The sequence below is a fragment of the Mucilaginibacter sp. P19 genome, from assembly GCF_050632265.1.
GTDB classification, from domain to species: domain Bacteria; phylum Bacteroidota; class Bacteroidia; order Sphingobacteriales; family Sphingobacteriaceae; genus Mucilaginibacter; species Mucilaginibacter gossypii.
In genome coordinates this window covers 1,129,341-1,154,853 of record NZ_CP192586.1, presented here as the reverse complement: position 1 = coordinate 1,154,853, position 25,513 = coordinate 1,129,341, and the positions used below count along the sequence as shown (strand labels likewise).

Sequence of the window (25,513 nt, the reverse complement as noted above, 5' to 3'; positions counted from 1 at the left end):
CATTCCCCCTTTAGGGGGTTAGGGGGCATTACATATAAGCTCTTTGGTTTTTACCTTCCATCCAGTTAACAAAGGCGCGGTTAACAACCTTGTTACCACCCGGAGTTGGGTAATCACCGCTAAAGTACCAATCGCCCAGATTATCAGGACAGGCTATGTGCAGGTTATCTAATGTTTGATAAATTACCTGTACCTCGCAATTCACATTTTTAGGTGTGATGATCTGCGCAATACGGTCAGAGATCTGCTGATCGGTAAACAAGGCATAAATCTCTTTCACATAATTTTCAACTTCTTCCTTCGGCAGTTTCTGGCTGTCTTTACATTTTTGATAAACATCCAGGATCACATCTTCCCTACCCATCTCTTTTAACAAACTGATTGCTGCTTCAAATGCAACAAATTCACCCATACGTGACATGTCAATCCCATAGCAATCGGGGTAACGGATCTGCGGAGCAGATGAAACCACAACTACTTTTTTAGGGCCAAGCCTGTCAAGAATTTTCAGGATACTTTGTTTCAGTGTAGTACCACGAACTATAGAGTCATCCAATACCACTAAGGTATCGGTGCCTTTTCTGATCAATCCGTAAGTAGTATCGTATACGTGGGCCACCATTTCGCTGCGATCCGCGTCCTGGGTGATGAAAGTACGCAGTTTAACATCCTTAATGGCTATTTTTTCAACCCTTGGGGCTACCTGTAATATTTCGGTAAGCTTTTCTTCGGTAATGTCGCTTCCAAGCTCAAGCAGTTTTTCGTACTGATATTTCTTTACATACTTATGCATACCCTCAACCATACCATAAAAGGCAACTTCGGCGGTGTTGGGTATGTAAGAGAATACCGTATTTTTAATGTCATGATTAACAAAATCCAATATCTGCGGGCAAAGCAGGCGACCTAATTGCTTACGCTCACGGTAAATGGCCGAGTCGCTGCCGCGCGAAAAGTAGATCCGCTCAAAAGAACAGGCTTTCTTTTCTTTTGGCTCACTGAACATATCCTCGGTTATCTTACCATTCTTTTTAACGATCAACGCATGGCCGGGGCGAATTTCCCTGATCTCCTCCATCGGCACGTTAAATGCCGTTTGGATAGCAGGGCGTTCAGATGCTGCAACAACGATCTCATCATTATAATAATAAAATGCCGGACGGATACCCACCGGATCGCGCATTACAAAGGCATCTCCGTGGCCAAGGATCCCGGCAATAGTATAACCGCCATCCCAGTTCTTGGCCGATTTACGGAGGATCTTGGCAACATCCATATCATTAGCTATAAGCTTACTGATCTCCATGTTATCATCTAATCCCTCACGTTTGTACTGATCGAACAAGCCCTGGTTTTCAGTATCGATGAAGTGGCCTATTTTTTCGAGCACAGTAACCGTATCGGCCTTTTCCTTTGGATGCTGACCTAATGCATACAGTTGTTGCAGTAATTCATCAACATTGGTCATGTTAAAATTACCGGCAATAACCAGGTTACGGGTCATCCAGTTGTTTTGCCTCAAAAACGGGTGGCAGCTTTCAATGCTGTTTTTGCCGTGGGTACCATAACGCAGGTGCCCTAACAAAACCTCGCCGGTAAAGCTCACATGTTCTTTAAGCCACTCAGCGTCCGCCATTTTTTCGGGGGTCTCTTTCTGAATGTCCGCAAATTTCTTTTGGATATATTCAAAAATGTCGGCAACGGCATTTGAGGCCATTGAGCGGTGACGGCTAATGTATCTTTTGCCCGGTTCAATATCCAGTTTAATGGTAGCAACACCTGCGCCATCCTGGCCGCGGTTGTGTTGTTTTTCCATTAAGAGATAAAGTTTGTTCAGGCCGTACAGTGCAGTTCCGTACTTTTTCTGATAATAAGATAGTGGCTTTAGTAAGCGGATAAATGCCACACCGCATTCATGTTTAATCTGATCGCTCATGATTCGGAATGAGGCTGCAAAGGTATCATTTTAAAATGAAGTATCGGTAAAATCTATTGTCATAAATTAGTAGTTTATTGATTGCCTGGTTGACTTGGTGAATGATTGATTTAATGAGTAGCTATCGCACTGAAAACCAGACATTAACATAATCAACCCAATAAACCACACACCTATTTCTTAAACCCAACCATCTGATGCAGCTTAACCGGGTCATAGATCCGGCCTTCTTTTATTACTACCGATACTTTCCTGATCTCCCTGATATTACGCAGCGGATCACCATCGATAATAACAAGGTCGGCTTGCTTTCCCGCTTCAACCGAACCTGTTGTTTTATCAAGCCCCATCACCATTGCCGGTGTTATCGTTGCTGTTTTGATAGCCTGCGCCGGGGTAAGACCGGCTTCAACATATAATTCAAGTTCGCGGTCAAGACTATAGCCGGGGAACCCCATATCTGTGCCTGCAACAATAGTAACTCCGGCATCATGCAATACCTTAACGGTTTTCTTCATGCTTTCATACAAAGGTTTCAGCTTAGCGGCCTTTTCCGGTTCTTCGCCCATGTTTTTAAACAATGCCTGGAGCGGCAGCGGCAGGGTATAATAGTTGGGCTCCAGTTTGGTTATATCATCCTTAACATTACGGAAGGCGAGCTCGAAAACACCTATGGTGGGATCAATTACCACATGATGGTCTTTTATAAACTTAATAGCCGCAATACTTACCGAATCATCGAAAATAACCGACCTGTCCTTATCCCGTTTCATGATTGAATACACATACTGTACGTGGTTAACCATATTCATCCCCGAATCAACGCCTTGCTGAAGGGTCATGCCCTGCGGGATATGGCCTGTTACGGTTAAACCCAATCGGTGTGCCTCATCACAAATAACTTTAACTATAGCCGGTTTAACCGAACTATAGATCTTGATCTGCTGAAAGCCATTTTCTTTATAACGGTCTACTGCCTTTATAGCATCTTCCTTAGTATCCGCTTGGATAATCCCCAATGCATAAGGCCCTTTGCCGTCAATAATTCCAGCTTTAATGATGTTGGGGCCCACGCCTTTGCCGCCATCAATAGCGGTTTTTATAGCGTTGATATAACCAAATTCGTTACCACAATCGCGCACAGTAGTTACACCTGCTGCAAGATAGGCCGGCCCCCACTCTGCCTGTTCAAAGTGCGAGTGCATATCCCACAAGCCTGGTAAAATGGTTTTCCCTTTGGCGTCAATAAGCTTAGCCCCTGCCGGTATTTTAACCTCACCAACCTTGCCCGTTTGTTTAATAATGCCGTTTTCTATCAAAACAATGGCATTGGGGATGCTTACACCGGTGTTTACATCAATTAGGTTGCCACCGGTAATAGCTATTATCTTATCTGCTTTACCTGTTGGTGCGGCCGCTTCCGCAAATAGCTCCATACCATAAGTAGCCGCCTTACTGATGAGCTGCGGTAACAGTTCTTCGTAAGGTACCCGCATCATTTCCAGTTTGTCACCCTCCGCGTCATTAGTTATCAGGCATATGAGTTTACCTTCATTATCAGTCCAAACCAGTTCGTTACCCCAAACCAGTCCGCTTATGGTGAGCCGGTTAAGCGTGAGCGGTTTACCGTTAAACTTAAGCTGATCAATACCTGCTTTTTTGATCTGTACCGCGCCAAATGGCAGTGTATGGATGCTTGCAGGTTGTTTATGTTTATTCCAATACTGGATGAGCACCTGCTGCACAGTGCCCGGCGAATAGCCCGCTACCGGGAAGCTGGGCGACAGTACTTTTTGTGTATAAGATGAATCGTTAACCCTGATTGCAGCTTCGCCTCCGCGAATAGTTATTTTATCATCAATGGTCGAAAATCTTGAAGTATTGCCTTTTATAGTCAATTCCAGTGGATCGGCTACGGGGTTCACCTTCAACTCGGCAGTAAGCGGCACCGGCGAACCGCGGTCAACAAACTTAAAATCGATATTATAATGAACAGCATCTTTATACTTGTGCACGTAATAGGTTTCCTTACCAATGTGTTGCTCAAACTTATGCAGAAAAAAGGTACCGCTATCGGTTGGCAAATCGGTTTGTGCATTGGCGTTTGTTATTAAGGCCGAAAAGGCGGCAAATAATAATAAAGATGTTTTCATAAGGTCAGTAATGTTAATGTAAGATAACGGTTTGTTTGGGATGTTACAAAACAGTTTTTTTGTGCAGGGACGCATAATTGCGCCTTCTGACCAACCACATCATCAAAGCAAAAAATCTTCACCCAATACTTCTAAACGTTATATTAATCCTTGCCCCCAGCATCCTGCTTGTTTTGGGTACCTGGTGAAGCCAGTGATGCTGCGTTTGCCCCTGCATGATCAGCAGATCGCCGTTGTTAAGTACGACAGATACTTTAGCATTCTTTTGCCGCTTATGCTTAAACTGAAAAACCCGCGAAGCGCCAAATGATACCGAAGCGATTACAGGGTTACCGCCAAGCTCGCTTTCATCATCACTATGCCAGCCCATACTGTTGCTGCCGTCACGGTAATAATTAAGCAGCGCTGTATTAAACCGGTGACCGCATTGCTGCTCCGCCGCCTGCTTAATGCTATTAAGCAGCGGGCTAAACTTAACCGGCACATTTACCACACCTGAATATACATATACTTCATCGCGCTCTCCGTACCAGGCCGTAAGCCGTGGGAAGTTCACTTCCCTGCCGTAGATCTTCATTTTATCCTGCTTCCATGGTGTTTCCTCAACCAGCCGCGTAAATACATCTTCCTTATAAAAATGGGGATAAAGCAATACCTCTCCATCAAAAGGCAATAAGTTTTTTGGCGCACCAAACAGGTTCAGCTGGTCATTATTGAATAGATCCATGTTCAAATATCTGTATTACATACCATAAAACACGATGGGCCACTCTGCTATCAGAATGATAAAACCTATCATTTTGATAGCTTTTCCTCATATTGAGAAAATCTTTCTCATTTTGATAAACTCCTATAACACAAGCCTGTAAATAAAGCAAAAAACGTTGTGGCATGTTTATTGGCCATGCGGCCTCACAATACAAAATAAATTTACGATGGCATTGTTTATCGCTGCTACAGCAAAATTTACAAAACGGACAATAAGTTCCTTCATTGCAGCTGGTATCATCTCCTCTTTTTCCCCTAACAATTTATACATTTCATGAATTCGCACGTTAAGCAACTCACTTTCGCGGGTATGATCGTTACCCTCGGCATTATTTTTGGCGATATCGGTACCTCTCCCCTTTATGTTTTTCAAACCCTGTTGGTTGAAGGCGGTAAGGTGAACCCCGCGCTGGTATTAGGCTCTATCTCCTGTATCTTCTGGACACTCACACTGCAAACCACTTTCAAGTATATCGTTATTACGCTGCAGGCTGATAACAAAGGCGAGGGCGGTATTTTTTCATTATACGCACTGGTAAGACGTTACGGTAAATGGCTGGCTATTCCTGCTATAATTGGCGCAGGTACTTTGCTTGCCGATGGTATCATTACCCCACCCATCTCTGTAACCTCGGCCATTGAAGGTTTAAATTTAGTACCGGCATTTTCAACCGTTATTGTCCCCGGCAACAACCTGATCCTCATTATTGTAATTAGCATCATTTTATTGCTGTTCTTTTTTCAGCAGTTTGGCACCAAGGTGGTCGGTTCGGCATTCGGGCCGGTTATGCTGCTGTGGTTTATTATGCTGGGCGTATTAGGCACTATACAGATAACACATTTCCCATCTATCTTTAAAGCTCTCAATCCTTATTATGGCGCCCATTTACTGATGGACCATCCTAAAGGCTTCTGGTTGTTAGGCGCGGTATTTTTATGTACCACTGGCGCCGAAGCCCTATACTCCGACCTGGGCCATTGCGGCAGGCGCAATATCCAGGTAAGCTGGATCTTTGTGAAAACAACCCTGATATTAAACTACCTGGGGCAGGGCGCCTGGGTGCTGTCACAAGCACCGGGTAAGAACTTTACCGGCGTTAACCCTTTCTTTGAAATCGTTCCCCATTTCTTCCTGCTACCTGCGATAGCTTTGGCTACACTGGCAACCATTATTGCCAGCCAGGCTTTAATCAGTGGTTCATTTACGCTAATCAGTGAGGCGGTAAGCATGAATTTTTGGCCAAGGATCACCATCAAATACCCGTCAAATATCCGCGGGCAGATCTATATTCCAAGCATCAACTGGATACTGTGTATCGGCTGCATCCTGGTATCGCTCTATTTCCGTACCTCAAGCGCAATGACGGCTGCTTACGGATTCAGCATCACCATTGCTATGCTTAGCACTACCATTTTAATGTATTACTTTATGCGCTATGTAAAGCACTGGCCTGTATGGCTGGTTACCATTATCCTGTGCTTATTTGTAACCGTCGAATTCTCCTTTTTTGTAGCGAACGCGGTTAAAATACTAAAACGTTTGTTTTTTGTGGGATTTGAAGTTGGTCTGATCTTTACGATGTACACCTGGTTTAAAGCCCGTAAAATCAATAACCGCTTCCTTCATTTTACCGACATCAAGGAGAAACTGCCTTTACTAAACGCACTGAGCAATGATACTACCATAAACAAATACGCTACGCACCTGATCTATCTTACCAAAGCCAATAATGGCAAACAAATTGAAGAAAAGATCATCTACTCCATCATGAGCCGCCGTCCTAAACGTGCCGACACCTATTGGTTTGTGCACATTGAACGTACCGACGAGCCATACACGATGGAGTACAGTGTTGACCAAATTGAGCCGGGCAAAGTCATCCGCGTAGAATTCCGTTTGGGCTTCAGGATCCAGCCGCGGGTAAACGTATTGTTCCGTAAAGTAGTTGAAGATATGGTTGAACGTGGCGAGATTGATATCTCCAGCAATTACCCATCATTAAAACAATACAATATGGCTGCCGATTTCAGGTTTGTGATCATGGAGAAATTCCTGTCGTACAATAACGTGTTCAACGTATCGGAGAGCTTTATCCTCAACAGCTATTTTGCCATTAAAAAACTGGCCCAGTCAGAAGCTAAAGCTTTTGGACTTGATACCAGTGAAACACGAATTGAAAAGATTCCGCTGGTGGTAAAACCGGTTAATAATATCCACATAAAAAGGGTTGACCCGGTTACGCATAAAGCGGTTGAAGGTATGGGTAAGAAAGTTTTTGCGTAGCGCTAACCGCTATGTATTAACTCCCCCTACATCGCTGTACGTGTTGCCCCTTTTGCTTCGCAAAGAGGGGCTTTATTTTTCTCCCTTTTGCGCTCATGACATCCTTGTTTATGGAGGAGATTCGTTTGTATCATCTTTAATTCAACATGATTTGGTTGATGAGTTTTATTTGCTTGTAAACCCTGCTGAGATTGGTAACGGACAACAAACCTTTAACCCTTTAAAAAATGATTTAGAGTTAAAATTGGTGAATTGTGAACCATTTGCCTGTGGTGCGGCTTTGCTTTATTATACCAGGGCGTAAAAAAGGCTCCCTCCTCCGCGCCCGTTCTCGAGAGGAGGTTTTTAAGTTTTTCTCCCTAATGGCGTCACGCCTACCATAATATCAGGGAGCGTGTAAGCTCCTGTTAAAAAGCCATTCAATAATGGGCGCTTGAACCCGCGTTAATATTTTTCACTACCCTTTAAAACAAAAAAACCCGGCCTTGCGGCCGGGAATTTCATTAGATTTATTGGATTGGTTGGAAATACGTGATTATAATTTTTCGCCGTGCTGGCTGATATCAAGACCTTGTTCTTCTTCTTCGGCCGATACCCTTAACGGCGAGATCATGTCGGTGATCTTTAACAATAATAATGAACCAAAGAATGCGAATATCGATACGCACACTAATGCTACCAACTGTACAAGGAACAGGTGTGTCTCGCCAAAAAACAAACCGTTACCTGTTGTATTATTAGCATTTACATGCTGATTGGCAAATACGCCGGTTAACAGCATCCCCACCATACCGCCAACGCCGTGACAAGGGAATACATCAAGCGTGTCATCAATAGAAGTACGGGTACGCCATTCCACAACCAGGTTACTCACCACAGCCGATATGATACCGATAGCCAGCGAGTGCGGCACCGATACAAAGCCGGCGGCAGGTGTAATAGCCACCAAACCTACAACAGCGCCAATACAGGTACCCATTGCAGATGGTTTGCGGCCAAGCAGCATATCAAAAAAGATCCAGGTAACACCTGCAGCTGCCGAAGCAGTGGTACTGGTTGCCAAAGCGGTAACCGCCAAAGCGTTTGCGCCAAAAGCCGAACCGGCATTGAAACCAAACCAACCGAACCACAACAAGCCCGTACCTATCATTACGTAGGTAATCCGTGCCGGAGAATGATTAGCCTCGTTACGGCGTTTTAAATATAAGGCCGATGCCAGGGCAGCCCATCCGGCCGACATATGCACTACCGTACCACCTGCAAAGTCAAGCACACCAAATTTGGCCAATATGCCATCAGGGTGCCAGGTGCAATGCGCCAGCGGCGAGAATATGAAAATAGAAAACAGTACCAGGAAAATAATATACGAGTTAAAACGGATGCGCTCGGCAAATGCACCAGTAATAAGCGCCGGGGTAATAATGGCGAATTTTAACTGGTACATGGCAAATAATAACAACGGAATGGTTGGAGCGGCTTTCCAGGTGGCGTTACCTAACATGCCCTTCATCATGAAATAAGTTCCGGGGTTACCGATAAGGCCATAAAAGCTATCGCCGAAGGCCAGGCTGAAACCAAAGATCCCCCACATTACCGTAATGATCACCATACAAATAATACTTTGCAGCATGGTGGAGATCACATTCTTCTTATTAACCATTCCCCCGTAAAAAAACGCAAGACCGGGTGTCATGATCAAAACCAGCGCCGTCGACATCAGCATCCAGGCTATATCGCCCGTATTAAAATTGGGATGACCGGAATCCTTAAAATCAACCGACGGAAAAATGAAAGTAAGGGAAAGTATAATTAAGATCAGGAAAAAGGGAAATACCTCTTCATTTATTCAGAAAAAATATGTTTTAAATCGGCATGAAAGTTAGTGTTTTTTCTAAAAACAAAAGAAAATAATTGACTTTTGTTAAAAAAAACAACTACTACAGATATTTCAGGATAGAATTCGGGAAAATCCCCAATAAAACGAGCAGAAAACTAATAATAATAGCTAAAACAAGTAAATTATAAGATCTTTCACTGGCAACTTCAGCATTTTCTGTTCTTTTCAGAAATAAATACAAAGGAATTTTAAGGTAATAAAACAACGATACCACCGTGGTTATAGCGCCCGTTATCATCAGCGACAACAGCCAGATACTGTGTGTTTGCTCATAGGCGCTGTAAGCCGCCGAAAACACAAATAGTTTACCCGTAAACCCAGCAGTAACCGGGATCCCTGTTAAAGAAATGAGGATAATAACAAAACAAACCGAGGCTACAGGGTATTTTAAGCCCAGGCCCTTATAAGCCTCCACCTCTTCAGCGTCCACAATATTGCTGAAGTATGATGCCAGTGCCAGCGCCCCGATATTGGCCAGCGCGTAAACGGCCAGGTAATAGGTTAATGATGATAAGCCCTGTAAATTAAAGGTAACTACCGCCATTAAAGCAAAGCCGGTATGGCCGATGCTTGAATAGGCCAGCATCCTTTTCACGTTGCTTTGCAAAACGGCCGCAAAATTTCCGGCTATCATGGTAACGATACCAATGGCTGATAAAACAATACTAAAATCAATCCCCTTCCAGTCGGCCGAAAAAAGGAACAAAGGCATCACATTTACCAGCAATGCAAAAGCTGCTATCTTGGGTACGGTTGACAGGTATGCAGTAACCGGCGTGGGCGCTCCCTGGTAAACATCGGGTACCCAAAAATGCATCGGCATAAATGATAATTTAAACCCTATGCCAATCAGCACCAGTACTAAAGCAAATGAAGCACTCACCGGATTTACATTAGGCAACCGGGCTACAATACCCAGCAGATCGAGCGAGCCGCTGAAGCCGTACAGTAACGAGATCCCGTATAGCATGACAGCCGATGATGCCGCGCCGAAAAGTACGTACTTTAAACCAGCTTCGGTACTCAAAGCAGTTTCAGACCGGTAAGCCACCATCAGGTATGACGCTATGGATACCATCTCGATGGCAAGATAAACAGAAAGCAGGTTAATAGCCATGGCCATTAAATGCAGACCTAAAATAGATGCTATGGAAATGGTATACAGGTCTGATAAGCCTTTTGGATGCGCCTTCAGCTTATCATCCCAGGTAAAATTCAATAGCAGGATAAACGATAGCAGATCGATAATGATCTTGAAAAATACCGCCGACCTACGCAGCAGTAACATACTGCCGAAAATAACATGATCGCCGTCAAGGATCAGGGCTACCTGCTGCAGGTCTTTAAACAGCACCAGTAACAAGCCCGTACAGGCTATAATTTTACAAAGCTTTACAGATCTGCGCCCAAATATCAGGTCGGTTATCAGCACTACCAAAAACAGCCCGGTTAAATAAATTTCGGGCATGAAATAGGGTATACTGCCAAAAACATTGGTTAACTGAGCTGATATATGGGGGAGCAGATCGTGCATTTATATTTTATTGTACTATTACTGATTGATTTTTGGGGTATTTAACCTGATATTTTAGTTTCACCTTCTTTTCATCGAGCGAATTTAACATGAAATTCCATGAAACCCTACCTGTTGTTGCATCAGGTTTTGCGCCAGATGTTTCCTGCGCCTCTACTTCGATATCTTTATTTTGCGAAACCGGTACCTGGTCTTCCACCAATAAATTAACCGATTGGCTTTTCCTGTTTTTTACGTCGATAAGCCAATTGCGGGTTTCCTTTTGGTTGGAGCCTGATGACTGGCGCATAGCCAAACCTTTCTCCAGTGTACGGGTAACTACAATATTTTTATCTGTTCCTAACGATAGGTTCAGCGTATCGGTGGTAGCATCGGTATTAATCAGCGACTTGCCAATGTATGTTCCTTCAAAAAACAAGTTGGCCTCGCCAGATAGGAAACTGTATTTATTCCAGTTGGTAAGCTGCGCTGTCAGATACACATCAGTACTCAGTTTAGGCGCTACATAATACTGATAAGTAGCATCAATATTATATTGGCTAATTTCAACGGCATATTGTTTGCCATCGCTTGGCACCGTATAAGGGTTGGCGATATTAAACTCAATATTGGTTTGGTTTTCTTCTTTTTTTACTTCGATAGGAACCGTGTTAATTATATTTTTATCTTGTATTTTCGCAACAGCACCAGTCAAATCCCTTTTATGTTCAACTTCACCATAACCAACTACAACAACTTCATTCAATTGGTTTGAAGCTGACTTTAGCGACACGTTGATCATTGGCGCATTGGCCTGCCTTTCTAATGTCTCATATCCAATAAAACTGTAAGTAAGCACAGCATTGGCGTTAGGTATCTGGATGCTGTAATTTCCACCGGCATCACTTACGGCCCCTATTGATGTACCTTTTACCCGGACGCTTACACCAGGGATGGGGCTGTTATCATCCCTACTCACTACTCTACCCATTACTTTAGTTATTGAAACACCAGTACCTGAATAGTACATACCAAAGTTAAGATAGGTAGGCGTAAGCTCGGGCTTCGCCCCATTTACGCTTGGGTTACCGGTTGATAAGGTAAGCTTTGCGCTTTTCCAGTCCTCACCCGTTTTTTGCGACACGTTGGCTTTGTAAACGATAGTTATTGGACTGTTCACATTTTTAGCACGGATATCGTAGGTAGGGAACCAGCTGGCGTTTCGCACCAGATAACTTAAAGTAAAATTTGCCTGTAACGGAACTTTTGACGATACTGTCACCAAAACATTGCTGGTAGTTTTAACACTTACTTTGTTAATCTCTGCAATTTGTTTGTTATAATCTTCCAGCTGGTCGTTAAACAAATCTATCTGATCATTTACGGCTTGCTGATTCTTTTTGATCTCATTTAAGCGAGCTGTCTGAAAGTCGAGTGTCTGTTTCAGTCTAATCGGATCCAGCGCAACATTAGTACCATTGCTCACCGGGTTTTTAGCCAGCGTGTTAGCTTCTTCCTGGTAAATAGAGAGCATGTTATTTTGCAAGGCTATTTTGTTTCTTACCAGTTTTACATTCGCCTCGATAGTCTGTATATTTTTCTGCCTGATGTCATTATCGGCAAAATCAAGTTCGTGATTAACCGAAAGAATGGTAAAATCGCCGCCTGCATTTACCTGGATACTCTGCACATCAATTCCAGGCGACAGGTTTTCAAACACCAGCGTTGATGTGCCGGGGCTGATATTGACCAATGCGGTGCGACTTACCTGTGCTCCGTTCAAAAACACGGTTACTTTTTGAACTTTGGAGGCTACTTTCTGGCCTTCATCGGCCCTGGTTGCCGCAGTGATAAAAAGTAATGCTGCGGCAATGGATAATTTTTTAAACATAATTCCTTCGGTTAAATACATACCATCTGTTATTTCGCTTATGCCCGGGTTGCCGGGGACAACGTAAATAAAAGATGCAGGTGTATGCACTTTTCCATAAATGAATTTATGTTGAAACACTATTTTTTTATTTAGCCTGTAAAAACTGTATCAATGCCAGTACCGAATCATTGATTTTTCCAAATACCAACGATGGCATCAAACCTAAAGCAAGCGCAGCAACAGCCATTGGTATCAATGCCAGCTTTTCGCGGATGCTTACATCGGTAAGTGCTATTTTCCAAACCTCGCCGCCTTTAAGTGATACTTTTCCGAAGAACATGCGCTGCAGTGTCCACAGAAAATAAGCTGCTCCCAACAGGATACCAACCGAACCGCAAACAGCCATCCAGTATGGCAGCAAACCGTTAACCGTTGGCGATTTAAATGTACCCGCCAGTGTAAATGCTTCGGCCACAAATGCCGAAAAGCCCGGCAAGCCTAAGGAAGCAAAGAATGCTACCATAACAAAGGCCGTATATTGAGGCATCTGGGTGCCCAATCCGCGGAAATGATAAATATCCCTGTCGTGCACACGGTTGTAAACCACGCCCACCAAAAAGAACAGCATCGACGATAAAAAGCCATGGCTTACCATCTGCATTACCGCACCGCTTACACCTTCGGCAGTTTGCGAGGCAATGCCCAGTAACACAAAACCCATGTGCGATACCGATGAGTAAGCGATCATCCTTTTCAGATCGCGCTGGGCCAGCGCATTGCAGGCGCCATATAATATCGAAACAACCCCAATCAACCCAAGCCAAAAAGCGCCGGAAGAAGCTATCTCCGGGAAAATCCCGAGGCAGATACGGATAATGCCGTAACCACCAATTTTAAGCAATACCCCAGCAAGAATGATAGATACCGGTGTAGGCGCTTCAACGTGCGCATCGGGCAGCCAGGTATGCAGCGGTACAACGGGTACCTTGATAGCAAAGGCAATAAACAGCACTACAAAGCCAACCGTGCGTGCGGGCATCCCCAATATGGTTTGATGCGCGGCAGCCGAGAATACCGAACCCTGGGCATAATTAGCCGGATTCATCATCTGGATAATATTAAAAGTATGACTTCCTGTTGCCGGATCGCTTACAGAAAGGTATAAACCAACCATCACCAGCAGCATAAACACCGAACCAAACAGGGTATACAAGAAAAACTTGATGGCCGCATACTCCCGGCGTACACCGCCCCACATCCCGATCAGGAAATAGAGCGGCAGTAACATGAGCTCATAAAACAGGTAAAACAGGAAGAAATCCAAAGCGCAGAATACACCCATCACGGCCATATCCAACAGCAAAAACAAAAGGAAGAAACCTTTGAGATTGCTCTTGATTTCCCAGGAGGCCAGCGTAGCAACCACCATCACCAGTGCCGACATTACCAATAGGGTTACCGAAATGCCATCTATCCCTACAAAATAATCTATCTGCATTTTGCCCATGCTGCCCAGGTTAAGGGCAATCCATGGCAGTTTCTGTACAAACTGAAACTGGTCTTCATGGTTAATACCTGCTGTTGCCGCACCTGTTTTAAAGTTAAGGTAGATTGCGATGCTGATACCCAGCTGCAAAAGCGTAGCCAGCAGGGTAATATATTTAAAACTCCCCCGAACCGACGATGGCAGCAATACGATCACCAACGCAAACAGTACAGGTATAAATATGAGTAGGGTTAGTAGGTTCATTAAATTCAGATCAGTATTTTTAAAATAAAGAGTACCAACACAATGAGCAGCATACTGTACAGGTAGTACTGCACTTTTCCATTTTGAAATTTACGTGCAAAATTGCCAATACTTTGCACTAATGCAGCCATTGAATGCAAAAATCCGTCGACAATATATTTATCACACCAGGCGGTAAGGTCTGCCACCGCCCTGCTCAGCCGTTCAATTGAATGGATGAGTCCGTTAATAATATTCCTGTCGAACCAGAAGCAGGTTTTACCCAGGCCAAGTATAGGTTTTACGATTACTTTTTTATAGATCTTATCCAAATACCATTGATTATAGGATAAGCGGTAAAAGAAGCCGGTTTGCGGAAACGAGAACGTATTTCTTTTTACGTAGATAGCATAGGCCGCGTACATTACAAAAACGCTTAAGATATTCACCCCTATCGGAATAATGGTATGGTAGATATTTTCGCGGGCCATGAATTCGGCAGGTTTTAAGCTTTCGAATAGCCAGGCTTTTTCATAAAAGAAAGGATTAAGCGAAAATAAGGGGAACAAACTGCAAACCGCCAGCAGGATCAATGGCACACGATATTGCCAACCACCATCGCTGATATGTAGTTTAATGTCAGGGTGATGTTTCAACAAGCGAAACTCTCCGAAAAATATTTTCACTATTAACCTTGATACGTAAAAGGCAGTAAGCCAACTGGTAAATAATGCACCTGCCGGGATCAGTTTAAGCCATGCGCTTCTACCCTCGCTCCATTCAAACGCCTGGATCAGGATGCCATCTTTTGACAGATAGCCAGAAGTAAGCGGAATACCTATAAGCGCCAGTGAACCAACAATTGCCACAATAAAAGTTAATGGCAGCTTTTTACGCAAGCCACCCATGTACTGAATATTTTGCGGGTCGATATCCAGGTTATTTTCCTCCTTGATATGTTGCATTTCGTGAATCACAACCCCGGCCACCAAAAACAATAAACATTTAAAGAAAGCGTGCGTAGCCAAATGGAATAGCGAAGAGCCATAAGCTCCAACCCCCATCGCAAGGATCATGTAACCCAGTTGCGATATGGTTGAGTAAGCAAGCACCCGTTTTAAATCGTTTTGCGTAAGCGCGATTGTGGCGGCCATAAAAGCGGTAAAGCAACCTATTACAGCAAGAACCGTTAACTCCGTATCGGTAAACAAAGGATAAACCCTGCCCAGCAGAAATACACCGGCAGCCACCATAGTAGCCGCGTGGATCAGCGCCGAAACTGACGTCGGCCCTTCCATGGCATCAGGTAGCCAGGTATGCAAAGGGAATTGTGCCGATTTTGCGGCCACAGCAAGGAAGATCCCGGCGCAGGCTATATACTGCCATATCGCGGGTAATGTAGTCATTGCCCCCCGTGTCCAAACAGAGCCATAATTAGAAGGCATCCTATCAGGAGCAAAAGCCCATTGCCCGTTATCAGGCCCCATAAACTTAACAAGTCCATGTTGTCCAAATAAGGCATCAATATCAAACGTATGAAACTGGGCAAAAATGATAATGATAGCACTTAGCAAACCGATATCGCCGATACGGTTCATGATAAAGGCTTTTTTATTGGCCTGTACGGCTTTATCCTTAGTGAACCAGAAACCGATAAGCAGGTATGATGAAAAGCCCACTAGCTCCCAGAAAGCATAGAACAGCACCATGCTATCCGCCACCACCAAAGCCAGCATGCTGAAACAAAAGAAACTTAAGTAGGTAAAATAACGACTGTACCTATCGTCATGCTTCATGTAAGCAGTGGAATAGATGTGAACAGGCAAGGCAATCAGCGATACCAACAGCAGCAGCAGCGCCGACAGATTATTAAGCAGGATGCCTGCGAAGACTTTGGTGTTGCCAATGGTAAACCATAGTTTTTGGGTGTGCAGCGGTTGCTGGTTCCACACCCTTGCAAACACAATGGCTGATAATACGCAACCCACCAAAATGGCCAGTGTTGAAATCCAGCCCGCTGCTTTACTTTTTACCGGCAGGCAAAAGTTGATGATCGAGGCCGCCAACGGTAAAGCCACAGCTGCAATGGTGTAGCTGATGATGGTTTGATCGGTATGTAAAAGCGCGGTGCCCAATTAGTTTTTTTATCTTCTCTGTAGAGACGCATAATTGCGTCTCCGAATGTACATTTCCGCTTGTCCTGCGGGAGACGCAATTATGCGTCTCTACAATATTTTAATCCCTCAAATTTTTAATCTCATCCGGGTCAATGGTTTTATATCGCCGGTAAACATTCAGGACGATGGCCAGCGCAACCGCTGTTGTTGCCGCGGCCAGCACAATAGCAAACAAGGCGAACACCTGTCCGCCGTTATTTAGCTTATCATATTTACCAAAAGCTACCAGGTTTAAAATGGCGGCGTTCAGCATTAGTTCAATTCCTATCAATACTTGTATCGAGTTACGTTTGGATACAATCATGTACATGCCTGTGCAAAACAATAACGCGCCTACCAGTAAAAAATCGGTTAACGTGATCATGCCCTGCCCTCCTTACGTGATAAATGTGCCGCACCTACCAAAGCCATCAGCAATAAAACAGAAATGGCTTCAAAAGGCAGCAGGTAGGTGGTCATGAGGTTAACGCCTATATTATCTATAGTTGAAGAGGTTGGCGTTATCTCATTTTTTTGTGCGATGGCCTGTTTTACCCATGGCAGCTTATCAGCATCGGCTTTAAGGATAATGTTTACAATCACCGCTAAAAACAGCGCAGCCAGTATAACAGCCGGTACTTTAGCCATGTTAATGAATTTTCCTTTGTGTTGCTCTATCACATTTAGCGTTTCACGACCAGAAAGCATAAATGCAAAAAGGATTAACACCAAAATGCCTCCCACATAAATTACCACTTGCGTTACGGCAACAAAATCGGCAAGGGCAATTACATACAAGCCAGCTAATGCAAACAAGGTCACAAAAAATATAAAAATACTCCTGACCAGGTTTTTACTTAAAGCAGCATATAGCGCCGAGCCAATAGCAATAAAACTCATTGTATAAAACAGTAAGCGGACCAAGGTCATGCCCCACCCTCCTTTTGTTTCATGGCGGCTAATTTGGCAGCCTGTTTTTCGGCCTGTTGTTTGTCAAAAAGGGCACGCTTTTCGGCGGCATCTTCGGGCGTCATATCCGAAAACTGGTAAACCAGATCGCTTAGCTGAAAAACTGTTTTATCGTACTGGTTGGTCATGGTAATGCATTCAGTTGGGCACACAATAGTACACAAACCACAATACATACACTTGGCCATATCAATATCAAACTTGGCTGCATACAAACGTTTGGTAGTACCGTCGGATGTTTGGCCGATAGCTTCCGTAGCCTTGATCGATTCAATATCGATACAATTAACGGGGCAAACCTTGGCGCACAGATCACATACGATACAGTCATCCATTTCCACATCCAACTGGTAGCGGCCCACTTCAGGTACCGGCAGTTGCTGCTTAGGATATTGAATAGTGTTGGTGCCATGCTCCAGTTGCTTAAAATAATTGCTATCGCTCACGGTTACAATCTCCCTTTTGCCGTTACCCGCAAAGAGATGCCGGATGGTAAGGCTTAAACCTTTCCATGCCGTTGTAAACGCGTTAATTACTTTCTGAACCATGATTTTTAGGATTTTAGGATGCTCAGGATATTTCCTTTACTACTGCTAATCCTTGTTTCTTATTATTCAATTAATTACAAATCTTAATTCTTTTAATTCCGAAATCGAATATCCGACATCCGAAATTAAAAATCACATCAGCCACAACCTCCATACACCCGATATCAGCATACAAGCGAAAGCCACCGGGGTCAATACTTTCCAGCAAAGGTTCATGAGCTGGTCAACCCGCAAGCGGGGCAATGTCCACCTGATCCACATCTGAACACCCACCAGGCCCAATGTTTTTATTACCACCCATAATATCCCCCAAGCCACCCCGGTTGTCCAGGTTGCCAGTTTAACACCGCCGATATTAGGCAACGGTGTATTCCAGGCCCCTAAAAACAAGATCACTGCTATCATGGATACCAGGAACATCATCGAGTACTCAGCCAAAAACACAAGCGCAAAGCGGATGCCCGTAAACTCGGTATGAAAACCGGCTACCAGTTCCGATTCTGCTTCTGGAATGTCAAAAGGAGCACGGTTACTTTCGGCCAGTGAAGCTATAAAATAGATCACAAATGCGATGAGTAAATGTGGCGCTCGGAATACATTCCAGCTAAATAAACCACCTATCTGAGATACATCCCAAAAACCGGCAAATTTTATCTTTTCAGCAGCCAAAATACCCTGCTGAGCAGAGATCACCTGCAAGTCGAGCGTTTGAGCAATCATTACAACAGATATGATGGCAAAGCCCGCGGGGATTTCGTACGAAATGATCTGAGCCGCCGAACGCATAGCACCAAGGATAGAATACTTATTGTTTGATCCCCATCCTGCCATCAAAATTCCTAACGTTTCGATAGAAATAATGGCAAAAATATAGTAGAGACCGATATTAGTCTTTGAAGGGATAAGCCCGGGGGCCCAGGGTAGCGCGGCGAAACCGAGGTATACAGCAATGAATATTACCGCCGGCGCCAACATAAACAACCACTTATCTGCCGCTGCCGGGACGATCAGCTCTTTCTGAAGCATTTTTAAAATATCGGCCAGCGTTTGCAGCGAACCATATTTTCCTGTTTCCGTTGGGCCAAGCCTGTCTTGTATAAACGCTGATATTTTACGCTCGGCATATACACCGAATAAAGCGAAGAAGGCCGAAAAACTGAACAACCCAATTGCTGCAATAAAATATGTAAAATAATAGTTCAACAGGAATTTTTGCTTAAGGGTGCAAACTTACTAAATGTTGAGTTATTTAGAATGATTAAATTATATATTAAGTTGATAGGAGAACCATGATTTACCTGATTTAAGGATTGCCAGATATATCAACGCCTAAAGCTCTGTATCATGATCATCCTATAATCATAAAAATCAAGGTTCAACACTTCACCAAATCATTTGCCGATATAAACGTTGATTTTACCGGGGCCGAGAAAAACAGCGAGGCATGATGGTCAAAATCGGCAGTATCATCGGTAGTGGTATAAAACTTATTTTCGCCGTTCCGGCTAAGCTTTTGTTCAATTTCGGGGTGGCGGTTTAAATAACTAACAAGGCTTTTAGCCACGATATCGCCCTGCCCTATAACATTAATGCGTTCGGGCAAATGTGCTTTTATTTTGTCCTGGATAATAGGATAATGCGTGCAAGCCAGTAAAATGGTGTCGATGTTGGGCGATTGCGCCATGATTTGATCCAGGTACAACTGCACAAAAAAATCTGCACCGGGTTTATCATATTCCCCGTTTTCAATTAACGGCACCCAAAGCGGACAGGCCTGCTGGTAAACTTTTATATCGGGGAAAAAATTCTGGATCTCGAGCAGGTATGAGCCAGATTGTACCGTGCCCTTTGTACCAAGCACCCCAATCTCTTTGGTTTTAGTATAATCGCCAATAACCTCGGCAGTAGGGCGGATAACGCCCAATACCCTTTTCCACGGGTCATCTATCTGTTTAAGGTCCTGCTGCTGAATGGTACGTAACGCCTTGGCCGATGCCGTATTACACGCCAGGATCACTAAGGGGCATCCCTGGTCAAACATCCACTGCACGCATTCCCAGGTATACTGGTGTATGGTGCTGAATGAGCGGTTACCATAGGGAGCACGGGCATTATCGCCCATATAAATATAATCATAGCCGGGCAATTGTTCAATGATAGAACGGAACACAGTTAGCCCGCCATAACCCGAATCAAAAATACCAATTGGTTGATTTGACATATACAAACATAAAAAAAGCGCCCCGTAATTACGGGGCGCTTTTGTATAATTTACTTAAAGGTGATTTTATTTTAAACCCAATTTCAATTTCACGGCAGCCATCAGATCGTCGCCTGCAGGCGATACGATCATACTAACCTGTGATGAATCCAATACATAAGCGTAACCTTTTTCTTTAGCTACCGCTTGTACAGCCTGGCTAACTTTATCAATAATGGGTTTGCCTAATTCTTGTTTTTTAGCATCAACTTGTTGCTGAGCATTGTTTTGGTAATCGTTCATGCGTTTCTGAATATCCTGCAATTCAGAAGTTTTTGCTGAACGGGCAGCATCTGTCAAAGTTGAACCGTTTTTTTCCAAATCGGCACCCTTGGTTTGTAACTCATTGTTCATAGTGGTTAACTGATCAATGAATGTTTTTTGATAGGCCTGTAATGTTGTAGAAACAGTTTTAGTTTCAGGCATCTGGTCAATAACCTGGCTAAAATTAACATAACCTATTTTTGTTTGCGCTTTAGCAAAACTACCCACGAACAACATACCTGCTGCAACTAAGGCGACTTTAAATAGTTTTTTCATTTTGTTTTGTGTCCTGTGTTTAATAATGGATAATAATTATCTGTTTGTTTTTATAACGTGTATCAGCAAATTGCTCATGAACTAACCTCGGGAGAGCTTACAATGAACAGGAACATTTGACAGCTATCCTTACCCGGCTAAAATAACAATGGGGTAATTTAAATGGCAAACATAAAAAAAGCGTCCCGTTTAATCAGGGCGCTTTTTTAATGTCTTTTGTATTCTTATTTCAAACCTAATTTTAATTTTACAGCTGCCATCAGGTCATCAGCATCAGGAGATACCAATAAGGTGATCTGTGATGAATCTAATACATAAGCATAGCCTTTTTCTTTAGCTACAGCCTGTACTGCCTGGGTAGCTTTATCAATAAGCGGTTTACCTAATTCCTGCCTTTTTGCATCAACCTGTTGCTGGGCATTGTTTTGGTAATCATTCATACGTTTTTGAATATCGGTAAGCTCGTTTTCTTTAGCAGTACGTACAGCATCGGTCATACTTGCCCTTTTTGACTGGTAGTCCTGGCCTTTTGTCTGGTACTCATTATTCATTGTAGTAAGCTGATCAATAAATGTTTTTTGATAAGCCTGGATCGAAGCAGTTACAGTTTTAGTTTCGGGCATCATATCAATCAATTGATTGAAGTTGATGTGGCCGATCTTAGTCTGAGCATTTGCAAAGCTGCCCGCAAATAACAAACCTACTGCAACTAAGGCAACTTTAAATAGTTTTTTCATTTTCCTTTTTCTGTGTTTAAATAATAGTTCGATTTATTTTAATTCAAATTATTTAGCAAATACACCGGGTTTTAGTCCTAATCTGGTTATAACATCCGCGCTTTTATCATACCGCGGGTTAGCATATAACATAATAACCTCGCTGTTTTTATCAAAAATCATATCCAGGTTATCGCCTTCGGCAATTGCTTGTACAGCTTTAGACACCCTATCCTGAATTGGTTTAATCAGCGCTGTGCTTCTTTGTGAAAGCTCACCATCCGGACCAAACTTCTGGCGTTGAAAATCTTTCGCGGCCTTTTCTTTGTCAACAATTTCGGCCTCACGGCGTTTTTTCATATCAGGGGTCATCAGCACCTGATCGGCCTGATAAGCTTTATACAGGCGGTCGATTTCCTGAAAACGGCCGTCAACTTCCTTCTGCCACTGATCAGATAATGCAGCTAATTGCTTTTGAGATGAGGCATACTCGGGCATGTGCTTTAATATATACTCCGAATCAACATAAGCAAAACGTTGCGCGTAAGCGCCTGCAAAAGCAGTTAACGTTAAAAAGGCTACTAAAATTATCTTCTTCATATATTCGGTACGCAAATTAATTAAATCCGCCGGATAAACTCTGAGAAATTGTAAAATGGAACTGGCCTTTATTTGCATCCGGTTGCCCCGGTATTTTATCAAAGCCATAACCATAATCTAACCCCAGTAAGCCAAATATAGGCAAAAATATCCTTGCGCCCACACCTACCGAACGCCTTACATTAAACGGATTAAACTGGCTAAACTGGTTCCACGCGTTACCGCCTTCGGCAAAGGCCAGCAAGAAAATTGTTGCCGACTGGCTTGCAATAACCGGGTGGCGAAGCTCCAGCGTGTATTTATTATAAATAGCGCTACCGGTGTTTGTATTTTGAGTTTCGTTTGAGCCCTCGGGTACAATCGAGAAGTTTTGGTAACCACGTAAGCCGATGATCTCACTACCCTGTAAAAACTGGTAGCTCTGCATACCGTCGCCACCTAATTTAAAGCGTTCAAACGGTGATGGGCCAACCTGGTGATTGTACTGGCCAAGGAAACCAAACCTAACCTGCGACATCAATACAAATTTGCCTACCAGTTTCGAGAACCACTGTGCATCGTATTTAAACTTATAGTACTCAACAAAATGGTAACGATCTTCGGGGGTGGCTATTTTATAATTGATGTTATTAAATAATGAGTAAGGCGGTGTAGCCTGTATCGTAAATTTAATATTTGAACCCTGGGTTGGGAAAATAGGCGCATCTATTGAGTTACGTGTCAACTCCTGGGTTAACTTAATGTTATAAGAGGTACCGTTGGTAAACAGGTAACCGGTATAGTTGTCAAGGCTGTAATGATCAAAGTTAAGTGAGTAGTTTAACTGGAAATAGTTATCAGGCCATTTTAAACGTTTACCCAATGTAACGCCCAAACCGTTAATACGCAATTTGTTATAGTATGGGCTTGTTTTTGGATAATACTGCCCTGTTGAACTTCCCTGTGTATAAGCAGACAATGCAAAGTAAATTGGTTTTTTTCCACCTAACCATGGCTCGGAGAATGTGAACGAGAAGTTTTGATAGGTACGGCCGCTCGACTGCCCCCTTAAGCTCAGTTTCTGACCATCGCCTTTTGGCAGTGGCTTGTAAGCTTTAAGGTGGAAGATATTACGGATAGAGAAGTTATTAAAGGTTAAACCCAATGTGCCTACCAACTGGCCACCACCAAAACCACCTGAAAGCTCGATCTGGTCTGAAGGTTTTTCAACTACGTTATAAACCAAGTCAACCGTACCATCCTGCGGATTGATGTTGGTTGGTTTAGGTTCGGTTTTTTGCTCGTCGAAGTTGCCCAGCTGGCCAATTTCACGCGCACTGCGGATCAGCAGGTCTTTATTGAATTTTTGACCCGGTTTTGTCTGGATCTCACGCATTACCACTTTATCGTTGGTAACGTCGTTACCTTTTAACATAACGCGGTTAATCGTATACTGAGGGCCTTCATAAATCCTCACATCAACATCTACAGTATCGTTATAAACCCTTGTTTGTACCGGATCGGCATTAAAGGTTAAATAGCCATCATTAAGGTAAAGCGATGAAATATCATCGTTACCCGGAGTCGGGCCGCTTAAACGCTTGTTCAGCTCATCTTCGCTAAATACGTCACCTTTTTTAACGTGAAGGATCCTGTTTAACAAATCGGTGGTATACTTGGCATTACCCGAAAACTTAACATTACCGAAGTAATATTTAGGGCCTTCATATACTTTCAGCTTTACGTTTACGGTTTCATCGTCATGTTTCCATACAGAATCGCTCAGGATCTCGGCATCACGGTATCCCCTGGCCTGCATTTTTTCAACCAGGTTTTGTTTATCCTCTTCGTATTTGTCCTGTTTAAATTTCTTTGAGCCAAACAGGTTATACCATTTACGTTTACGGGTTTTACTTAGAAAACCACGCAGGGTTCCGGTGCTAAATGCCTTGTTGCCCTCAAAAATAACATCGTTGATTTTAACCTTGGTCTTTTTATCAATGGCAACATCCAGTATAACGCTGTTAACATCACCCTGGTCTTTACGCTGGGTAATGGTAACGGTAGTGTTTAAGAAACCTTTCTCGTTAAAATGCTTTTTTATGATAGCAGTTGTTGTGCTGATGAGGTTTTCATTTACGATCTTGCCTACACGGTCGTTCAATTTTTTCTGAACATCTTCAATTTCGCCTTTGCGAATACCGGTTAAGTGCATGCGTGATAAACGCGGACGCTCCAACACGGCAATCTCCAGGTAAATGGTATCCATATTAATTTTGGTGATGTTTAATTGCACATCATCAAATAAGCCTTGTTGATATAAGGTTTTAATTACCTCGGCATTACGTTCGCCCGGCAGGTTGATACGATCGCCTTTGGTTAATTTGGATAGCTGGATCAGGATGTCTTTATCAAGATATTTTGCGCCACTAACAGAAATACCACCAATAATATAATCTTTAGGATTAAGATAACTTAAACTATCAGCAGGTATCGATTTTGTAAGCGAAGGCCTCGGCCCATTGGATATCTGGGCGAAAGCCGTAGTAGCCAAAACCGAGAAAAGAATAGCAAAAAGAAATTTATACATTCGAATATTTTAGTGGGCTAAAAATAATTTATACAGTTGTTAAAATTTGTTAAAAGTAAAAATTTAGTTCACCTGCTCACTTGTTAAGCCAAAACGGCGCTCACGTTTCTGAAAATCAATCACTGCTTCATACAGGTCTTCTTTCCTGAAATCGGGCCATAATTTGGTTGTAAAATACAACTCGGCGTAAGCAATTTGCCATAATAAATAATTACTTATACGGTATTCACCGCTGGTTCTGATCAGCAGTTCGGGGTTTGGCATATCGCCTGTAAAAAGGTTTTGTTCAAAAACCTCTTCATTAATATCTTCCGCATTCAACTCGCCGTTTTTTACCTTTATGGCTATATTTTTTGCAGCCCGTACAATTTCGCGGCGCGAGCTATAGCTTAAAGCCAGCGTAAGCACAACACCGGTATTGCCTGCTGTTGTTTCAATAGCATTATTAAGTTCACGAAGGCATTTTTCGGGCAGTGTGTCCAGATCGCCAATGGCATTTAGCCTGATGTTGTTTTTCATAAAGCCGGGAACCTCTTTATGAATAGTGGTTACCATTAACTCCATAATAGCCATAACCTCCAGCTTGGGGCGGTTCCAGTTTTCGGACGAAAATGTATATAAGGTGATATATTTAATACCCAATTTATCGGCCCCCTCAACAACATCCCTAACAGATGTTACACCGTTGTGATGGCCAAATATCCTTAATTTGCCTTTCCCTTTCGCCCAGCGCCCGTTGCCATCCATAATAATAGCTACGTGCTGTGGTAGTCTCGACAAATCAATCTGATCCAAATAATCCATATTACTCCTTATCAAAAGCCACCCTGTACAAACACACTTGTGTAAAATTTTTCATCAATACTATGGTCTGCGATATTCGGTTGTTAGATTAATCAATTATTAATTACCTGCATCCGCCGTTTTGCCACGCAAATTGACGGATTTTTCAGGGTACAAAGGTAAAACTTACTTTGTATTTTTTTAGTATCCCTCGCTAAA

The 25,513-nt window shown here is 43.1% G+C and carries 20 protein-coding genes; 2 read left to right on the top strand and 18 right to left on the bottom strand.

Annotated elements, in window-relative coordinates; all coding sequences use genetic code 11:
* Positions 1–28: 28 nt before the first annotated feature.
* The 3 genes from ACQ86K_RS05575 to ACQ86K_RS05565 all read right to left on the bottom strand — a co-directional run bounded on the left by ACQ86K_RS05575 (position 29) and on the right by ACQ86K_RS05565 (position 4,816).
* Positions 29–1,936, bottom strand: coding sequence for a class II glutamine amidotransferase (locus tag ACQ86K_RS05575; protein ID WP_091172525.1), 1,908 nt, complete (start codon positions 1,934–1,936; stop codon positions 29–31).
* A 173-nt stretch (positions 1,937–2,109) separates the two neighbouring features.
* Complete coding sequence (locus ACQ86K_RS05570; RefSeq protein WP_176844540.1) at positions 2,110–4,089, bottom strand: amidohydrolase family protein; 1,980 nt, start codon at positions 4,087–4,089, stop codon at positions 2,110–2,112.
* Between the two features lie 118 nt (positions 4,090–4,207).
* The gene (locus ACQ86K_RS05565; protein ID WP_091172529.1) at positions 4,208–4,816 is read right to left on the bottom strand and encodes an alpha-ketoglutarate-dependent dioxygenase AlkB family protein; all 609 of its coding nucleotides are present in this window, start codon (positions 4,814–4,816) and stop codon (positions 4,208–4,210) included.
* 315 nt (positions 4,817–5,131) lie between these two features.
* On the opposite strand from ACQ86K_RS05565, the gene ACQ86K_RS05560 reads away from it, so the two are divergent.
* Positions 5,132–7,141 carry a KUP/HAK/KT family potassium transporter gene (locus ACQ86K_RS05560; RefSeq protein WP_091172535.1) on the top strand — a complete coding sequence of 670 codons (2,010 nt, stop codon included), beginning with the start codon at positions 5,132–5,134 and terminating at the stop codon, positions 7,139–7,141.
* 40 nt (positions 7,142–7,181) lie between these two features.
* Positions 7,182–7,445, top strand: coding sequence for a dihydrofolate reductase family protein (locus ACQ86K_RS05555; RefSeq protein WP_431200796.1), 264 nt, complete (start codon positions 7,182–7,184; stop codon positions 7,443–7,445).
* Positions 7,446–7,676: 231 nt separating this feature from the next.
* On the opposite strand, the gene ACQ86K_RS05550 is transcribed toward ACQ86K_RS05555, so the two are convergent.
* From ACQ86K_RS05550 to ACQ86K_RS05480, 15 genes are all read right to left on the bottom strand, one after another.
* Positions 7,677–8,930: an ammonium transporter gene (locus ACQ86K_RS05550; RefSeq protein WP_431200795.1), complete on the bottom strand. Its 1,254-nt coding sequence runs from the start codon at positions 8,928–8,930 to the stop codon at positions 7,677–7,679.
* Between the two features lie 148 nt (positions 8,931–9,078).
* Positions 9,079–10,572 carry an NADH-quinone oxidoreductase subunit N gene (locus ACQ86K_RS05545; RefSeq protein WP_091172543.1) on the bottom strand — a complete coding sequence of 498 codons (1,494 nt, stop codon included), beginning with the start codon at positions 10,570–10,572 and terminating at the stop codon, positions 9,079–9,081.
* A 7-nt stretch (positions 10,573–10,579) separates the two neighbouring features.
* Positions 10,580–12,562 (bottom strand): mucoidy inhibitor MuiA family protein, encoded by a 1,983-nt coding sequence (locus ACQ86K_RS05540; protein ID WP_091172546.1) that lies wholly within the window; start codon positions 12,560–12,562, stop codon positions 10,580–10,582.
* A gap of 7 nt (positions 12,563–12,569) precedes the next feature.
* Positions 12,570–14,174, bottom strand: coding sequence for a complex I subunit 4 family protein (locus ACQ86K_RS05535; RefSeq protein WP_091172548.1), 1,605 nt, complete (start codon positions 14,172–14,174; stop codon positions 12,570–12,572).
* Positions 14,175–14,179: 5 nt separating this feature from the next.
* Entirely contained in the window at positions 14,180–16,288 is a 2,109-nt protein-coding gene (gene nuoL, locus ACQ86K_RS05530) for an NADH-quinone oxidoreductase subunit L (protein ID WP_091172551.1), read from the bottom strand.
* 100 nt (positions 16,289–16,388) lie between these two features.
* Entirely contained in the window at positions 16,389–16,694 is a 306-nt protein-coding gene (gene nuoK, locus ACQ86K_RS05525; RefSeq protein WP_090531905.1) for an NADH-quinone oxidoreductase subunit NuoK, read from the bottom strand.
* Positions 16,691–17,209 carry an NADH-quinone oxidoreductase subunit J family protein gene (locus ACQ86K_RS05520; protein ID WP_256337510.1) on the bottom strand — a complete coding sequence of 173 codons (519 nt, stop codon included), beginning with the start codon at positions 17,207–17,209 and terminating at the stop codon, positions 16,691–16,693. The genes nuoK and ACQ86K_RS05520 overlap by 4 nt, the downstream gene beginning before the upstream one ends.
* A gap of 26 nt (positions 17,210–17,235) precedes the next feature.
* Positions 17,236–17,826, bottom strand: a complete 591-nt coding sequence (locus ACQ86K_RS05515) for a 4Fe-4S binding protein (protein ID WP_091172557.1) — start codon at positions 17,824–17,826, stop codon at positions 17,236–17,238.
* 132 nt (positions 17,827–17,958) lie between these two features.
* Complete coding sequence (locus ACQ86K_RS05510; RefSeq protein ID WP_091172560.1) at positions 17,959–19,029, bottom strand: complex I subunit 1/NuoH family protein; 1,071 nt, start codon at positions 19,027–19,029, stop codon at positions 17,959–17,961.
* 172 nt (positions 19,030–19,201) lie between these two features.
* Positions 19,202–20,047 (bottom strand): glutamate racemase, encoded by an 846-nt coding sequence (gene murI / locus ACQ86K_RS05505; RefSeq protein WP_091172563.1) that lies wholly within the window; start codon positions 20,045–20,047, stop codon positions 19,202–19,204.
* Between the two features lie 66 nt (positions 20,048–20,113).
* The gene (locus ACQ86K_RS05500; protein WP_090531916.1) at positions 20,114–20,626 is read right to left on the bottom strand and encodes an OmpH family outer membrane protein; all 513 of its coding nucleotides are present in this window, start codon (positions 20,624–20,626) and stop codon (positions 20,114–20,116) included.
* Between the two features lie 224 nt (positions 20,627–20,850).
* Positions 20,851–21,363: an OmpH family outer membrane protein gene (locus tag ACQ86K_RS05495; protein WP_090531918.1), complete on the bottom strand. Its 513-nt coding sequence runs from the start codon at positions 21,361–21,363 to the stop codon at positions 20,851–20,853.
* Between the two features lie 48 nt (positions 21,364–21,411).
* Positions 21,412–21,942 carry an OmpH family outer membrane protein gene (locus ACQ86K_RS05490; RefSeq protein WP_090532069.1) on the bottom strand — a complete coding sequence of 177 codons (531 nt, stop codon included), beginning with the start codon at positions 21,940–21,942 and terminating at the stop codon, positions 21,412–21,414.
* A gap of 16 nt (positions 21,943–21,958) precedes the next feature.
* Positions 21,959–24,511, bottom strand: a complete 2,553-nt coding sequence (bamA, locus tag ACQ86K_RS05485) for an outer membrane protein assembly factor BamA (RefSeq protein WP_091172566.1) — start codon at positions 24,509–24,511, stop codon at positions 21,959–21,961.
* Between the two features lie 63 nt (positions 24,512–24,574).
* Positions 24,575–25,315 carry an isoprenyl transferase gene (locus tag ACQ86K_RS05480; protein ID WP_090531922.1) on the bottom strand — a complete coding sequence of 247 codons (741 nt, stop codon included), beginning with the start codon at positions 25,313–25,315 and terminating at the stop codon, positions 24,575–24,577.
* Between the last annotated feature and the right edge of the window lie 198 nt (positions 25,316–25,513).

Coding starts and splice junctions, on each gene's coding strand:
- ACQ86K_RS05545 (WP_091172543.1), bottom strand. CDS start 10,572: ATGCACGATCTGCTCCCCCATATATCAGCTCAGTTAACCAATGTTTTT.
- ACQ86K_RS05560 (WP_091172535.1), top strand. CDS start 5,132: ATGAATTCGCACGTTAAGCAACTCACTTTCGCGGGTATGATCGTTACC.
- bamA (WP_091172566.1), bottom strand. CDS start 24,511: ATGTATAAATTTCTTTTTGCTATTCTTTTCTCGGTTTTGGCTACTACG.
- ACQ86K_RS05515 (WP_091172557.1), bottom strand. CDS start 17,826: ATGGTTCAGAAAGTAATTAACGCGTTTACAACGGCATGGAAAGGTTTA.
- ACQ86K_RS05565 (WP_091172529.1), bottom strand. CDS start 4,816: ATGGATCTATTCAATAATGACCAGCTGAACCTGTTTGGTGCGCCAAAA.
- nuoK (WP_090531905.1), bottom strand. CDS start 16,694: ATGATCACGTTAACCGATTTTTTACTGGTAGGCGCGTTATTGTTTTGC.
- ACQ86K_RS05490 (WP_090532069.1), bottom strand. CDS start 21,942: ATGAAGAAGATAATTTTAGTAGCCTTTTTAACGTTAACTGCTTTTGCA.
- murI (WP_091172563.1), bottom strand. CDS start 20,047: ATGTCAAATCAACCAATTGGTATTTTTGATTCGGGTTATGGCGGGCTA.
- ACQ86K_RS05570 (WP_176844540.1), bottom strand. CDS start 4,089: ATGAAAACATCTTTATTATTATTTGCCGCCTTTTCGGCCTTAATAACA.
- ACQ86K_RS05480 (WP_090531922.1), bottom strand. CDS start 25,315: ATGGATTATTTGGATCAGATTGATTTGTCGAGACTACCACAGCACGTA.
- ACQ86K_RS05575 (WP_091172525.1), bottom strand. CDS start 1,936: ATGAGCGATCAGATTAAACATGAATGCGGTGTGGCATTTATCCGCTTA.
- ACQ86K_RS05495 (WP_090531918.1), bottom strand. CDS start 21,363: ATGAAAAAACTATTTAAAGTTGCCTTAGTTGCAGTAGGTTTGTTATTT.
- ACQ86K_RS05535 (WP_091172548.1), bottom strand. CDS start 14,174: ATGAACCTACTAACCCTACTCATATTTATACCTGTACTGTTTGCGTTG.
- ACQ86K_RS05520 (WP_256337510.1), bottom strand. CDS start 17,209: ATGAGTTTTATTGCTATTGGCTCGGCGCTATATGCTGCTTTAAGTAAA.
- ACQ86K_RS05500 (WP_090531916.1), bottom strand. CDS start 20,626: ATGAAAAAACTATTTAAAGTCGCCTTAGTTGCAGCAGGTATGTTGTTC.